The sequence below is a fragment of the Pseudoalteromonas sp. P1-9 genome (assembly GCF_001399975.1).
Lineage (GTDB): Bacteria > Pseudomonadota > Gammaproteobacteria > Enterobacterales > Alteromonadaceae > Pseudoalteromonas.
Genome location: NZ_LKBD01000178.1, coordinates 1 through 261, shown reverse-complemented (window position 1 = coordinate 261; position 261 = coordinate 1). Strand labels below are relative to the sequence as shown.

The 261-nt window shown below is 48.7% G+C and carries 1 tRNA gene; it reads left to right on the top strand.

What is annotated here, in order from left to right:
- The first annotated feature begins 174 nt into the window (after positions 1-174).
- A tRNA-Arg gene (locus AN214_RS22080) sits at positions 175-251 on the top strand.
- Positions 252-261 lie beyond the last annotated feature (10 nt).

The window sequence follows — 261 nt, the reverse complement described above, 5'->3', positions numbered from 1 at the left end:
GTAGCTCAGCTGGATAGAGTACCTGGCTACGAACCAGGCGGTCGGAGGTTCGAATCCTCCCGCGTCCGCCACTTCTTTTGAAGTGACATCAACCGACAAAAGTCGGTTTTTTTGTCTCTATAATTTAATAGATACAAAATATCAGAGTGAGATGTAAAAACTAAAGCATATTGCGGACGCGTAGCTCAGCTGGATAGAGTACCTGGCTACGAACCAGGCGGTCGGAGGTTCGAATCCTCCCGCGTCCGCCACTTCTTTTGA